Raw genomic sequence first — 16834 nt, 5'->3', positions numbered from 1 at the left:
AAATGAAAAAAAGATACCTTGTCTTGACAGCTTTGCTAGCCTTGAGTCTAGCAGCTTGTTCACAAGAAAAAGCAAAAAATGAAGATGGCTCAGTTAAGACAGAGCAAACAGCTAAAGCTGATGGAACAGTAGGAAGTAAGGCTCAAGGAGCTGCCCAGAAAAAAGCAGAAGTGGTTAACAAAGGAGACTACTACAGCATCCAAGGGAAATACGATGAAATCATCGTAGCCAATAAACACTACCCATTGTCAAAAGACTACAATCCAGGGGAAAATCCAACAGCCAAGGCTGAGTTGGTCAAACTCATTAAAGCTATGCAAGAGGCAGGATTCCCGATTAGTGATCATTACAGTGGTTTTAGAAGTTATGAAACTCAGACCAAGCTCTATCAAGATTATGTCAACCAAGATGGGAAGGCAGCAGCTGACCGTTATTCTGCTCGACCTGGCTATAGCGAACACCAGACAGGTTTAGCCTTTGATGTGATTGGGACAAATGGTGATTTGGTAACAGAAGAAAAAGCGGCCCAATGGCTCTTGGACCATGCTGCTGATTATGGCTTTGTTGTCCGTTATCTCAAAGGTAAAGAAAAAGAAACAGGATATATGGCTGAGGAATGGCACCTTCGATATGTCGGAAAAGAAGCTAAAGAAATAGCTGCCAGTGGTCTCAGTTTGGAAGAATACTACGGCTTTGAAGGCGGAGATTACGTCGATTAAAAAATAAACTTTTCTCTTGCAATTCTAGATAAATAGTGTATAATAGATGAGTATGTGTAAAGCATGCTTGTGGGAGGTAAAAATCTTTAATTACCGCCAAAACCACAAAGGAGGATTTAAAAATGGCTAAAAAAGTCGAAAAACTTGTAAAATTGCAAATCCCTGCTGGTAAAGCTACACCAGCTCCACCGGTTGGACCTGCTCTTGGTCAAGCTGGTATCAACATCATGGGATTCACAAAAGAGTTCAACGCTCGTACAGCTGACCAAGCTGGTATGATCATTCCAGTTGTTATCTCAGTTTACGAAGATAAATCATTTACTTTCATCACTAAAACACCACCAGCTGCTGTTCTTTTGAAAAAAGCTGCAGGTGTTGAAAAAGGATCAGGTACACCTAACAAAACTAAAGTTGCTACAGTTACTCGTGCACAAGTACAAGAAATTGCAGAAACTAAGATGCCAGATTTGAACGCAGCAAACGTAGAGTCTGCAATGCGTATGATCGAAGGTACTGCTCGTTCTATGGGATTCACTGTTGTTGACTAATCAATAACACCCCAATATAACCCGCAAGACTTCATCATTTCGAGAAGTGACGTGGGAGATGAAAATCGATTGAACCACTTACAAGGAGAATAGAAAATGGCTAAAAAAAGCAAACAACTTCGTGCTGCTCTTGAGAAAATCGACAGCACAAAAGCATACAGCGTAGAAGAAGCTGTAGCACTTGCAAAAGAAACTAACTTTGCAAAATTTGACGCAACTGTAGAAGTTGCTTACAACTTGAACATCGACGTTAAAAAAGCTGACCAACAAATCCGTGGAGCAATGGTATTGCCAAACGGTACTGGTAAAACTTCACGCGTTCTTGTTTTCGCACGTGGTGCAAAAGCTGAAGAAGCAAAAGCTGCTGGTGCAGACTTTGTTGGTGAAGATGACCTTGTTGCTAAAATCAACGACGGTTGGTTGGACTTCGACGTAGTTATCGCTACACCTGACATGATGGCTCTTGTTGGACGTCTTGGACGTGTCCTTGGACCACGTAACTTGATGCCAAACCCTAAAACTGGTACTGTAACAATGGATGTTGCTAAAGCAGTTGAAGAGTCTAAAGGTGGTAAAATCACTTACCGTGCTGACCGTGCAGGTAACGTTCAAGCAATCATCGGTAAAGTATCATTTGAAGCTGAAAAATTGGTTGAAAACTTCAAAGCTTTCAACGAAACAATCCAAAAAGCAAAACCAGCTACAGCTAAAGGAACTTACGTAACAAACTTGACTATCACAACTACTCAAGGTGTTGGTATCAAAGTTGACGTAAACTCACTTTAATCAATAGATTATATCAGAGAACGAGTGCGAAAGTGCTCGTTTTTTTGTTTTATTTCACTATACTTCATTATTCAACTATCTCGGAAAACCTCAAAAGTTGGTAGAAAGTTTTGCAATCGTCTTTCTAAAGTTAAATGATAAAAGGAAAATATATAAAAATGAGATAAAGCAATCGTTTTACAAGGTTAGTTTTAAATAAATATACAAAAATAATGATAAAAAATAACGAAGATTTAAATATAAAAAGAGGGTAGAAAATATTCAGAAAATAGGAACAAAAGCGACAATTTTAAAAATTATGACCCTTATAAAATGCTGATAATTCAAGTAAAATGTTACCTAAATTTTACTTAGAAAATTGTTATTTTTTTGAAAAATTATAAATCAAATATCTTGTGTAATGAGATAAGATGTGATATTATTTATATACATGTTAATTGTGAATTATATAAAATTTCCTCTCGATTATGTAAAGAAATTGTTGATGGATTTTTTTGGAAATTTTTAACTAACATGATGAAAATAAAAGGAGGTTGTTGGGCTCAATGAAAGGCAAGCAACAACAAGATTTTAGAGTAGAAAAGTACATCCGTTATGGGATTCGTAAATACAGTTTTGGAGCAGCATCAGTAGCGATTGCGGCTGGTTTAATGTTCTTAGGAAATGGAGCAGTTTCAGCGACAGAGGTACAAAGTGCGGAAACTACCGTAGCAGCAACTCTAGCTGAAAAATCTGATCAGAATACCACAGAAGTAAAGCCAGAAATTGGAAAAACTACGGAAGCAAAAACAGAAGTTAAAGCAGAAGAGACTAAAAAAGTAAATAAAGCTGTTCTTGAAGCAAGTATTACTACTTTAGAATCTAAACTTTCAACTACTAAGAATGCAGACCCTTCAGTTATAGCCAATGCTCGTGAAGCCTTAGCTACTGCAAAAGCTGTTTTAGCAAATGAAGCAGCTAAGCAAGAAGAGGTAGATATCCAAAAAGATATTCTCTCTGCATTGGGAACAGTTGTAACTGAATCAAATAAACTTGGATTAGAGAAAGAACAGGCTGATAAAGACAAGGTAGCAAAAGCAGAAGCAGAAAGAAACGCTACACCAACAGAAAAAGCAGTTTCTGAAGCAACAACTGTCTTGACACAAGTTTCATCAGAAGCTGATGTAACTAATACACTTGCTGCTACAGAACTTCGTAAAAAAGAGGTATCAGAAGAAAATAGAGTAGCAGTTGAAGCAGCGGTTGCTAAAAACCAAGCGGTACTTAACGAATCAAAAGTACTTTTAGCTGACAAGAGCGTTACAAAGGAACAAGTAGAGGCTCAATTAGAACGTTTAAATGAATCAATTCTTGCAGTATACAGTGAACTTAAAAAAGCAGGAATTGGTCGTGATGGTAACTATAGTGTAGCGTTATCAGCTGATGAAGGATACACTAGCAATTCAACAGAGTTAAGAAAAGAAAACGGTGAATTTCTTACAGCTACAGGTAAATCATATAAAACATTAGACGGTAACGATAAATATAGAATATACGTTCACGGATACCAATCAGAAAATACAGAAATTGGAGCAGCTAACAGTGGAAGACCAGATGTAGGTGGACGTACAGATATTCCTTTATCAAAAACTGAAGCTCAAAAACTAGCAAAAGAAGCACTTTTATGGAAAGGTAAAGTTCGTGCTAGTGGAAAAAATAACGGTAATAATACCTGGGGAGCGGGTGGACCTTACGAGTACCTAGCAACTGAAATTTATGGTTATACTTACGAACAAGGAACTCACTATGTATATATTACAGATGTGAAAAAACGTTTCAGCTTATCACAAGAAGCAGAGGCAGCAGGCTATTCGATTAAAAAAATTGACCTTAGTAACTTGATTCCAGGTACTGGGTATAATGAAAAAACAGACACAGTAGAAGGGTATGCAGCATCTAACCTTCAAAATGGTGTTTATGATATGCGTTATATCGTAACAGTTGAAAAAGATGGACAATCTCAACAGGTTACTTTCCGTGATTTAACAGCTGGTTGGATTGGCTGGCAAGACTCATCAGCTCCATCTATTTTAGGAACATCTAAAATGGTTACAATCGGAGATGAAGTAGACCATGACATTAAATATGTAGATAACGAGGGAATGAATAAAGATGAAAGAGCTGGATATGTGTATGCAGATAACGGTTCTAAAGTAGTAGCAGGTTCTAAAACTGCTCCATCTACATCAAAAGCAGCAACATTTACAGCTATTGATGGAACAAAAATAAGAACAATGACATCACCTCAAACAGTTAATGCTCATACTACGTTAAATGGTGTTTACACAGGTCAAGACGCTTCAGTTGCAGACGTAATTCCAGGATTAAGTTATAATCCGACAACAGGGAAAATTCATGGAACAGCTTCAGAAGCTGGAATCTATACTGTAGCTGCATTAGCAAAAGACTACAATAACGCTACAAACGCTAAGAATGTTGACTGGAATATGGACGGGCAAGAAGCTCACGAAAATATTACAATTGCAGTAGCACCAAAAATTACAGTATCTAACGTAGAAGCTTATGCAACAAAAGTTCCTGTAACAGTATCAAACGGAGCAAATAAAGCAGAAATTACGATGCCTGATGGGACTGTAACAAACTTAGTTGTCAAAGATGGAAAATGGACTGTAGGCGCAGGAACTACGAATAAAGCAGTAAAAGAAGGCGATCAATTAGCAGATGCTTCAGCAACAGCACCAACTAAATTCGAATTACCTGTAACTTCAGATTCAACACAATATGTAGGAATTAATAGTATCGAAGCAAAAGCCTCTACAGATAAAGTTCGTGCAGATATTCAACGTGAAATTGCAACAGTAAAAGATGCAGATGGAAAATCTTATACAGCGACATTTAACCGTGCAACAGGTAAATATACTCTTGCTAATGAAGATGCATACGTATTAAAAGATAATGGAGACGGAACATCAACTTTAACAGAACGTCGTGTATATACAGATGCAAAAGCAAATGGAGATGTTGATTTTATTGTTTATGAATTTACACGTACATGGAATGCAACTTCTTCAGCAGCTAATTTAATTGATAAAGTAGCAGAAATTCGTAAAAATGGTGAAGTAACTGCAGTAGGAGACGTAACTCGTACAGTTACAGCTGTGCCAAGAGAACAAACAGCTGATAAACAAGGCCTTATTGTTACAGTGAAGTATGATTCAGCAACAAAACAATGGACAGCTTCTGACGGTTCAACAGTAACAGCTAAAGAATCTAATGCAGGATGGTCAATTGAAACATCTTCAGGATTCAAAGGGTATGTATCTTATCGTGAAGCAATTGGAAATGATGTAGCATCTATCCAAAATGATAAACCGACTGCTTCATCTACAAGCTATGCTGAAACAAAAGATAACTCTGTAGATTTACTAAAATCTCCTAAAGCTAATGTAGAATTTGAAGATGTGATTGATGACAATTCAGATGATGCTGAGTCAGAAACTATCAAAACTAAGTTAACAGTAACAGCTCCAGATGGAACGAAGAAAGAATTTAACTTAGCAGATGCGGAAGAAAAAGCTTATATTCAAGCACAACGTACAGCTGCAGAAAAAACACAAGCAGCAGCAGCGGCAATTGAAGAGGCTCAAGCGGCACAAAATGAACTAGCTCGTATTCAAGAACAAGTAGACCGTCAAGTACAAATGATTGCAGACGCAGAAGCAGCATTAGCGAACCTAAAACTTCGTACAATTTCTGTAACAGCGAAAGACTTAGCTGAAAAGAAACTTAAAGATGTAAAAGACTTCAAAGCTAGCTTAGATGAGAAATTAAAAGAAGCTCAAGGAAAACTTCCTGAATTAACAGCGAAAGTTACTTCAAGTCGTCAAGAAGCTTTAGAAGCAGAAAAAGCGGTAGAAGCAGCACGTACAGCATTAAAAACAAAAGCTGCAGAAAACTTATCAAATCCAGAAGTTGCAGCTTATACATTAGGTCAATACGGATCTTACAAAGTAACAGTAAGAGCTGTTGACTCAAACGGTGTTGTAACAACTCCAACAGTAGGAAAAACAGATGCTGGAGAAGTTACAGAAGACGCAGTTGCAGAAACAACTTACTACATCGTAGTTTCTAAACCTGAAAAATCATCTGGTGCAGAAGGTCAAGAACAAACTGATTCAATGGAAACAGGATTCAAGACTGGATTACCAAATAATGCAGAAGTATCTGACTACAAACTAGTAGATCCAGTATCAGGTAAGAAAACAGATTCTGTAACGACTGAAGAAGGTACGTATGCTATTGATGGAACTACAGGAGCAGTATCATTTACACCTGCACCAGGCTTTATCGGTAATGCTAAACCATTAACAGTGGCAGCTAACGTAACAATTACAGGAGATGACGGTCAACCAGTAGTAGTAGAATCTACAACGACTTATACACCAACAGTATATGGTGTTAAACCCAAAGATGATAAAACAACTGGAAAACAAGGTCAAGTTCAAACTTCAATTCCAGGAAGTGAAAGATTCTCAGCATTAAATACAACAGCGAATACTCCAGATAATACAAACGTAGACTGGACAACAGCTAAGTACTCATTAGAAGGTGCTAATGAAGAAGGTAAGGTTGTAGTTGAAGGAGAAGGAACATACGCTATTGACCCAACAACAGGTGCAGTGACATTCACTCCAGAACCAAGCTTCAAAGGACAAGCGAAAGGGGTAGAAGTAAAAGTATCTGTAACAGCAACTGATTCAGAAGGAAACAAAGTTGAAGTTACATCTAGTGGAGATTACACGCCAGAAGTTGAAGCAGTAGAACCAACTGCAGAACCTAAAGAAACTTCTGGAAAACAAGGCAGACCACAAACTCAAGATGCGACTACAATGTTCAAAGAAGGTGACAAATCAGCACCAATCGATAAGTCGACAATCAAACTTGTAGACCCAACAGGTGCAGAAGTCACAACAATGCCAGCTCTTAAAGATGGAAAAGAAGTGGGTACTTATACTTTAGACCCAGAAACTGGAGTGATTACATTCCAACCGAATAAAGACTTCACTGGAACACCAGATCCAGCGAAAGTAACTGCGGCAGACAAAAACGGAACAAAAGTTGAAACAACTTACACTCCAACTGTTACTCCAGTAGTACCAGAAGGACAAGATAAAACTACTACAAACCTTCAAGGATTACCTCAACAAAGTAAAGTGAAATTTACCGAAGGAGATCCGGAATTCCCAATCGACGATAAAGTACCTGCGACGTTCGAAGATGGAACGACTACAAAAGTAGTACCAGGAGAAGGTACATACACAGTAGATCCAGATGGAACAGTTCACTTCCAACCAGAAAAACAATTCACAGGTGTAGCTAAAGGTGTAACTGTAAAACGTGTCGATACAAACGGAACACCAGCTACAGCGAAATACACACCGATTGTTAAACCAGTAGTACCAGAAGGATTCGATAACATTACTACAGGAGTACAAGGTCAAGAACAAAAAGGTAAACCTTACTTTAAACCAGGTAATGAAGCAGTGCCGATTAATTACGATGCTCCAGCAACATTACTAGATCCAGAAACGAAGAAACCTGTTCCTTCAAATGAACTTCCAGCGAAAGATCCAGAAGGAAATGTAATCGGTAAGTATACTTTAAATCCGACTACAGGAGAAGTGAAATTCACACCAATAGATAAATCTTATGTAGGGCCAGTACAACCAGTAACAGTTCAACGTGTTGATAAAAACAATACACCGGCAACAGCTGATTATACTCCAGTAATCGTAGGAGTTAAACCAACGGCTAAGCCAGCTGAATCAACTGATGTACAAGGTGCAACTCAAAAACAACCAATTACGTTCAAAGGTGGAACTGCAGACTTAGAAGATCCAGCTGGAAACCCAATTAAATCAGATCCAGTTCCGGTTAATCCAGGTTCAGTTACATTAGTAGGTGAAAATGGAAAACCAACTGATGAAGTAGTTGTAAAAGATCCAAAAGATCCTAATAAAGTAATCGGTAAGTATACTCTTGTAAAAGAGCCTGGTAAAGATCCAGTTGCAGTATACACACCAGAAGACAAAACATACGTAGGAAAAGTTCCGACGGTAACGATTCAAGCAGCAGATATGAACGGAACTCCAGTAAGAACTACGTACACACCTAACATTAAACCTGTTAAACCAACAGCAACACCAGCTAAAACAACAGATATTCAAGGTAAAGCGCAAACAGGATTACCAGAATTCAAAGGTGGAACAGTATCGATTAACGGTGAAGAGAAAGTTGTTCCAATTGATGAAACAAAAGCTCCAAAACTAATTGATCCAACAACAGGAGAGCCAACTGACAAAGTTGTAGTAGAAGGAGAAGGAACATACACAATCGAAGATGGAAGAGTTAAATTCCAACCCGAACCACAATTCACAGGAACTGCTACAGGTGTAGAAGTTCAACGTGAAGATACAAATGGTACAACTGTAAAAGCTAAATACACTCCAACAGTAACTCCGGTTAAACCAACAGGAGAAGATGTTACATCAGAAGATATTCAAGGTGCTAAGCAAACAGGTACACCAGTATTCAAAGGTGGAGATGATGAATTCCCTATCGACAATAAAGTACCAGCGAAACTAATCGATCCAGAAGGGAAACCAACTGATAAAGTTGTAGTGAAAGATGAAGGAACATATACTATTGACGAAGATGGTAATGTAACATTCACTCCAGAACCACAATTCACAGGTCAAGCAACTGGCGTCACTGTTCAACGTCAAGATACGAACGGAACAACAGTTCAAGCGAACTATACACCTAAAGTTAAAGGTGTAACACCAACAGCAACACCAGCTAAAACTAAAGATATTCAAGGTAAAACACAAACAGGATTACCAGAATTCAAAGGTGGAACAGTAACTGTAAATGGTGAAGAAAAAACTGTTGAGATTGATGAAACAAAAGCACCTAAATTGATTGATCCAGAAATAGGAGAACCAACTGATGAACCAGTAGTAATTCCTGGAGAAGGAACATATACAATTGAAGACGGTAAAGTTAAATTCCAACCAGAACCAACATTTACTGGAACAGGAGAAGGTGTAGAAGTTCAACGTGTAGATAAGAATGGAACACCGGTAACAGCTAAGTACACACCAAAAGTAGTACCGGTAACTCCAACAGGAGAAGATAAGACATCTACTGGACCTAAAGGTCAAGTTCAAACAGGAACTCCAGAGTTCGAAGGTGGTTCAGCGAAAATTAACGGTAAAGAAGTAACTGTTAAAATCGATAAAAATTCACCTGCAAAACTAATCAATCCTAAGACAGGAGAACCAAGTGAAGATGAAAATGGTAATCCAATACCAGTAAAAGTTGATGGAGAAGGAACATATACAATTGATCCAAAAACAGGAGTGGTAACATTCACTCCAGAACCAGAATTCTTAGGAACAGCAACAGGTGTAACAGTTCAACGTCAAGATACAAATGGAACAGAAGTAACAGCTAAGTATACACCAACAGTTACTCCAGTAACGACGACTGTAGACAAAACATCAGAAGGTGCTAAGAATACTCCACAATCTAACACTCCAGAATTCACAGGAGATGTTGACTTAGATGTACCACCAACATTTGATGATGGTACAACTACAAGAGTGGTAGAAGGAGAAGGAACGTATACAATCGATAAAGACGGTAAAGTAACATTTACACCAGAACCAGAATTTACGGGTACTGCAGATGGAATTACTGTCGTTAGAAAAGATAAGTTAGGTAAAACTATCTCTGCTACATACACACCAACAGTTCGTCCGGATACTGAGTTTGTAGATAAAAATGGAAATCCAATCAAAGGATATCCAAGTGAAGATGGAACAACACCGAAGAAAGATATTCCTGAGTATCGCTATGTAGAAACAATAACAGACGAGCACGGGAACACAAGACATATCTATAAACAAGTTGTAACCTTCTTCAAGGATAAAGAAGGAAAAGAAATTCCAAATTATCCTGTAGAAAAAGGAACAACACCGAAGAAAGATAATGTTCCAGAATACAGATTCGTAGAAACGAAGAAACTACCAAATGGAGATACAGAACACGTATACGAAAAAGTTAAAACTTCATTCAAGGATAAAGAAGGAAAAGAAATTCCAAATTATCCAACAGAAGAAGGAAAACAACCGAAGAAAGATATCCCAGGCTACCGCTTCGTAGAAACAAAACCACTGCCAAACGGCGATACAGAACACGTATACGAAAAAGTAACAACATTCTTCAAAGATAAAGATGGTAACGAAATCAAAGACAAAGAAAGTGGATTTGTAGATAAGAAAGACATTCCAGACTACCGCTTCGTAGAGACTAAGAAATTACCAAACGGCGATACAGAACACGTTTATGAGAAAGTTTCAACACCACTTATTCCTCAAACAGAGCCAGGTAAACAAATTACAACAACTTGGACAGATGAAAAAGGAAATCCATTGAAACCAATGGAACCAGGTTCTAAAGAACCAGGAACAATTCCAGGTTACGAATATGTGAAGACTGTGACAGATCCAAATGGAAATATCAGACATATCTTCAAGAAAGTTGAGATGCCAACTCCAAGACCGGTTGAACCAAGTCAACCAGTACAACCAGTTTCTCCACAAGAGCCAACAAGCCCTGAGAAACCAGTAACTCCAGACATGCCAGTAGTACCTGAGCAACCAAAACAACCAGCAACACCTAAATATGTTGAGGGTCAAAAAGAATTGCCAAATACTGGTACAGAAGACAATGCCCGTCTTGCGGCACTTGGACTTCTTGGAGTCTTGAGTGGATTTGGTCTTGTAGCTCGCAAGAAGAAAGAAGATTAATTAAAATCTTTCTGATAAACGAATATAGTAGAAAACCAATGATGTAAAAGTCATTGGTTTTTTGAAATTTCCAATTTTTTTCTGAAAATGGATTTGCTAATATTCGATAAAAAATGGTAAAAAATGCTTTTAATATTACTAAAAAGAGGATGAATATTTAAAAATAAAATATATTTATTAGTATAAGTGATAAAATAAGTTTAAAAAATAAAATTTATTTATTTATTATAGTGTAAATTTAAAGCCTAACTACTTGCTTGTAAGGAGAGAATATGGTATCATTAAGCTGTGTATAGACACCAAATTTTCGACATGCAAAACGTTGTTATATCAAATGTTTTATAATGCTGATTTTTTGTGCTAAGTACATAAAAATAAAGTAAAACATAAGGAGGTTGTGAGTCTCAATGAAAAGCGAACAACAAGATTTTAGAACAGAGAAGTACATTCGTTACGGTATTCGTAAATACAGCTTTGGAGCAGCATCAGTAGCGATTGCAGCTGGTTTGATGTTCCTAGGTAACGGTGCGGTATCAGCTACGGAAGTGCAAGCTGCAGAAACTCCAGTAGCAGCAACAACTCCAGCTGAAAAAACTGATCAAGGTACTGCAGAAGCGAAACCTGAAGTTAAAGCACAGGAAGCTAAAAAAGTAAACAAAGCTATCCTCGAAGCAAGTATTGCTACTTTGGAGTCTAAACTTTCAACTGCTAAATATGCGGACGCTACAGTAGTAAGTTCAGCTAAGGAAGTATTGGCAACAGCTAAAGCAACTCTAGCTAAATTAGATGCTAGCCAAGCTGATGTAGATGCACAAGCAGAGACTGTATCAGCTTTGAGCACAGTTGTAACTGAGTCAAATACTGCTGGTTTCGATAAGAAACAAGCGGCTGAAAAAGAAGCAGCTAAAGCAGAAGCTGAAAAGAAAGCAACTCCAGCTGAAACAGCTCTTTCAGTAGCGAAAACAGCTCTTACACAAGTATCGTCAGAAGCTGAAGTAACCAACAAATTGGCTGAGACTGAACTTGCTAAGGCTGATGTGAAAGAAGAAAACAAGGCAGCAGTTACAGCAGCAGTAGCTAAAAACCAAGCTGTTCTTACTGAAACTAAGGCTCTTCTAGCTGATAAGAGTGTTACAAAAGAGCAAGTAGATGCTCAATTGGAACGCCTTAACGAATCAATCCTCGCAGTTTACAATGAATTGAAAAACGCAGGAATCGGCCGTGACGGTAAGTTTGCTGTTAACCTAGATGAAGTACAGACAACAGGTCTTAAAGATGCCTCTACTGAAACAGGTACAAAATGGTTAGAAGATCATGATTATTCTTCATTATCAGATATCAAAGTTAAAACTAAAGAAGAAAACCTAAAAGAAATCAACGACTTGAATGACCAAATCCAATGGTTAGATTTTGGAGATAAAGAAGCATGGAAAAATCTAACTAAGTCTAACCAACTTCAAATCGGATCAACATATAAGAAAGAATTAAATCCTGGTTATATAGTTACAATGACGGTTAAGGAATTAAAACCATTTGAATCAACTGAAACATTCAAAAACCGTGTAGCGGGAACTGATTTAGCAAATACTTATCAACCAGATAAAGAAAATAAATTTAACCCTCAAAGCAATGGTGCAACAGGATTAGGAGCGAACCATCAAAACAAATATACTCACGTTGCTAATTCTGGTCTGACATCTGGTAAAGCTAAAACAACTATCGCAGGAACGAACCCTGCTGGTCAATCAAAAAACGGTCAAGCAGCTGGGGTTAAATTCGATGTAACAGCAACTTATAACGGTAAACCTGTAAAACCTGGTATCGTTATGACTTCTGGGGAAGATGTTGGGCCTCTTGAGTCTGAAATTTATACAACTAATGGTACTCCATGGGACTTAGCTGCAATTGTTGGTTATGGTAAAAATAAAAATGCATATGTTCCACTTAATAATTTTAAAGATATGAATGGTGGTAAAAAAGGTATCCTTACATGGAATGATGAAAAATTTGTTAATGCCTTAAATGGTAGGAAATTTGCGACTCCTGATACTGCTACTGCTGGTTTAGGTTCACAAGTATTCGGTGGATACATAAATAATAATGGATCAGGAACTCCAGTCTTATCTACTGCAAATGTAAGTGAAGTAGGATTTTATATCATGTCTTCTGGACAACAATCTTCTATGATTGGTATCAAGTTCTCTGACTTCGGAGATCTTCCAGAATCTTATGGAATGGCTGAGCACTATTTAAGAACTCAATCTATTGATTATGATACAAAAATAATTAAACAAATCCAACAACCATACTTAGGTGAAGTTAAAGCGGATATTGACTCTGCACCAGGTACTCGTGTACGAGGAGTAGACTCAGATGATGAGAAAGACAATGCTGATGAAGGTGTAGATCAACTTATTGCTCCAGGTAACTTTAAAACAAATAAAGATACTGGTCTTCCAGAAGTCCAATTAGTTAAAGCTCCGGATAACACTTATAAAGTTAAAGTTCTCGCTTCAGCTAACGGAAATGAAAACTTTAATGGTACTCTAGAAAAAGCTTATGTTCGTGGATTTATCGATTTCAATGGTAATGGTAAATTCGATAAAGGTGAAGAATCTAATATTGCAGAAGTAAATGGAAATGGTCAAGAAGTAGAATTAACATTTACAAACACTCAAGTAGTTGATACTACTAAAGATGTAGTAAACTTCCGTGTTCGTATCGCAAAAGATGAAGCTCAAGTAGAAAAAGCTGTAGGAATTGCATACTCTGGGGAAGTAGAAGATAACCAAATTCAAGTAATTCATGCACCTCGTGGAGATAAGGAAGAAACAACTGGTAAACAAGGTGAAACTCAATCTGTAGGTATTGAATTTGTATCACATGCTCTAGGAGATGATGCATCAAATCTTGGATCAAACAATGGCAAAACTACGTTTAATTCATATGGTAAACTAGATTACTCTGAACAAGCAAACTCAATCAGCGCAGAAACAACTAAGAAGAAACAACCTCAAGGTGTAATGATCGTAGATCCACAAGGAAACTTAGTTAAATCATACACTAAAGCAGGTCAAGGTACTTATACAGTAATAGAAGACAAAGTAATCTTCACACCAGAAGCTAACTTCGTTGGAAAAGCTGATGGTATCGTATTACGTGCTGTCGATGCTAATGGTCAATCAACTGGATGGACTGCATTAACAGATCAAAACCAACTTGAAAACATCAATGATGGTACACATACAACTACCACAAAAACTATGGATGCTGTTTATATTCCAACAGTAACTCCAAAAGAAATCACTGCAGATCCAGAAACATCAACAGATGTACAAGGTAAAGCACAGAAGAAAACTCCAACCTTTACAGCAGGGGCAGGAACAGAAAATCCAACACCAGTAACACCAAGTGCACAATATCCAGCTAAATTAGTTGATCCAAAAACTGGAGATAAAGTTGACTCTGTAACCGTAGAAGGGCAAGGAACTTACACAATCAACCCAACGACAGGTGAAGTAACATTCCAACCACTTCCAAACTTTACAGGAACAGCGACTGGAGTCGGTGTATCATTAACAGCACCTGTAGGTCAAGATAAAGATGGAAATCCTGTAACAGCTACAGCTACAACAACTTACACACCAACTGTAACAGCGGTAACACCAACAGCTGCCCCAGCTACTTCAACTGGAGTACAAGGTGAAACACAAAAAGGAACTCCTACATTTACAGAAGGAAATTCTGAAGTTCCAATTAAAGAAGGCTCTGTCAAACTTCTAGATAAAGAAGGAAATGAAGTTCCAGCAGGACAAACAACTCCAGCATACGCTGAAGATGGAGTAACTCCAGTGGGTACTTACTCAATCGATTCAGCAACAGGTGAAGTAACATTCACACCAACAGATAAATCTTACACTGGTAAAGTTACACCAGTTAAAGTTCAAGCTGAAGATAAGAATGGAACAAAAGTTTCAACAACATACACTCCAAATATCGTAGGAGTAACACCAACAGCAACTCCAGACGAATCAACAGGAGTACAAGGTGAAACACAAGAAGGAACAGTATCATTTGCACCAGGTGAAACAACAATTGGTGGTGAGAAGAAATCAGTTCCAATTAAAGCTAATTCAGCTAAATTACTAAATCCAGATGGCTCAGAAGCAACTGGACCAGTAGATGCTTTAGATCCACAAGGAAACAAAGTAGGGGAATACACAATTGACCCAGCTACTAACAAAGTAACCTTCACGCCGACTGATAAAACTTATGTAGGAAAAGTACAACCAGCTAAAGTTCAAGCTGAAGATGAAAATGGAACAAAAGTTTCTACAACTTACACACCAACTATCGTAGGAGTAACCCCAACAGCAGACCCAGCTGAAACAACAGATGTACAAGGTGTTGAACAATCTAAAGAAGTAACATTCAAACCTGGTAAAGCAACTGTTAACGGTGTTGAAAAAGAAGTACCACTTAAAACTGATTCATTTACACTATTAGATGAAGATGGACAACCAGCTACATCAGTACCAGCTAAAAACCCAGCGGGAGACGTTATCGGTACTTACACACTTAAAGTTGTAGACGGTAAAGTAACTGCAGTATTTACACCAACTGATAAAACATATGCAGGAGAAGTTGAACCAGTTACTATCCAAGCTAAAGATACAAATGGAACTCCAGTAACAACAACTTATACTCCAAACATCACTCCGGTAGAACCAACAGGAACACCAACAACATCTGAAGATGTACAAGGACAACCTCAAGAAGGAACTCCAACATTCACTCAAGGTGACGATAAAGTTCCTATGAAGATTGATAATGAGCAACCAGCGAAATTTATTGATCCAGCTACTGGAAACCCAACTGATGAAACAACAATTCCGGCAAAAGATGATAAAGGAAACACAGTTGGTACATACACTATCGAACCAACAACAGGTAAAGTAACCTTCACACCAAACAAAGACTTTGTAGGTACTCCAGTACCAGCGACAGTTCAAGCGAAAGATGTGAATGGAACACCAACAACAGCTACATACACACCAACAGTAACACCAGTAGTTCCAACAGCAGAACCAGCTGAAACAACAGACATCCAAGGTAAAGAACAAACTGGCAAACCAACATTCACACCAGGGGCTGATGAAGTACCAATGGATGATGATACTCCAGCAACCTTCGAAGATGGTTCAAAAGAAAAAGTAATTCCAGGTGAAGGAACATACACAGTTGCACCAGATGGAACAGTGAAATTCACACCAGAGAAGAACTTCACAGGTAAAGGAACAGGCGTAACTGTTAAACGTGTAGATAAGAATGGAACACCAGTAACAGCTAAATACACACCAACAGTAGCACCAGTAACACCAACAGGAACAGACGCTGTAACAGAAGATGTTCAAGGTTCAACTCAAACAGGTAAACCAGTATTCACACCAGGTAAAACAACAGTTAACGGTGAAGAAAAAACTGTAGAATTATCTGATAAGCCAGCTAAATTGGTAGATCCGAAAACAGGTGATCCTGTTGATTCAGTAACTATCGAAGGTGAAGGAACATACGAAGTAGCACCTGACGGAACAGTTACATTTACACCAGCGAAGAACTTCACAGGCAAAGGAACAGGTGTCACAGTTCAACGTGAAGATAAGAATGGAACACCAGTTAAAGCCACTTACACACCAGTTGTGAAACCAGCAACACCAACAAGTTCAGATGTTATCACTACAAATGTTCAAGGTGCCACTCAATCAGGAACACCAACATTTGAAGGTGGAAAAGTAACAGTTAACGGTGAAGAAAAAACTGTAGAAATCGACGAAACTGTTAAACCAACATTTGACGATGGCACAACTGAGAAGAAAGTACCAGGTGAAGGAACATACACAATCGATGA

General features: G+C 38.0%; 5 protein-coding genes. All 5 read left to right on the top strand.

Going from position 1 to position 16834, the window contains the following annotated elements; all coding sequences use genetic code 11:
* Nucleotides 1-2: 2 nt before the first annotated feature.
* Nucleotides 3-719, top strand: a complete 717-nt coding sequence (ldcB, locus tag M1F55_RS02865; RefSeq protein WP_049551116.1) for an LD-carboxypeptidase LdcB/DacB — start codon at nucleotides 3-5, stop codon at nucleotides 717-719.
* A gap of 122 nt (nucleotides 720-841) precedes the next feature.
* Entirely contained in the window at nucleotides 842-1267 is a 426-nt protein-coding gene (gene rplK, locus M1F55_RS02860) for a 50S ribosomal protein L11 (protein ID WP_001085807.1), read from the top strand.
* Between the two features lie 96 nt (nucleotides 1268-1363).
* Nucleotides 1364-2053, top strand: coding sequence for a 50S ribosomal protein L1 (rplA, locus tag M1F55_RS02855; RefSeq protein ID WP_001085675.1), 690 nt, complete (start codon nucleotides 1364-1366; stop codon nucleotides 2051-2053).
* Between the two features lie 545 nt (nucleotides 2054-2598).
* The gene (locus M1F55_RS02850; RefSeq protein WP_247947243.1) at nucleotides 2599-10926 is read left to right on the top strand and encodes an Ig-like domain-containing protein; all 8328 of its coding nucleotides are present in this window, start codon (nucleotides 2599-2601) and stop codon (nucleotides 10924-10926) included.
* Nucleotides 10927-11333: 407 nt separating this feature from the next.
* Nucleotides 11334-16834, top strand: a 5501-nt coding sequence (locus tag M1F55_RS02845) for a GEVED domain-containing protein (protein ID WP_247947242.1), incomplete at its 3' end; no start/stop codon positions are given.

It is taken from the genome of Streptococcus mitis (assembly GCF_023109235.1).
In the GTDB taxonomy this organism is placed as follows: domain Bacteria; phylum Bacillota; class Bacilli; order Lactobacillales; family Streptococcaceae; genus Streptococcus; species Streptococcus mitis_DA.
Note: the sequence above shows the minus strand (reverse complement) of the source record. Positions and strands in the feature narration are given on the sequence as shown.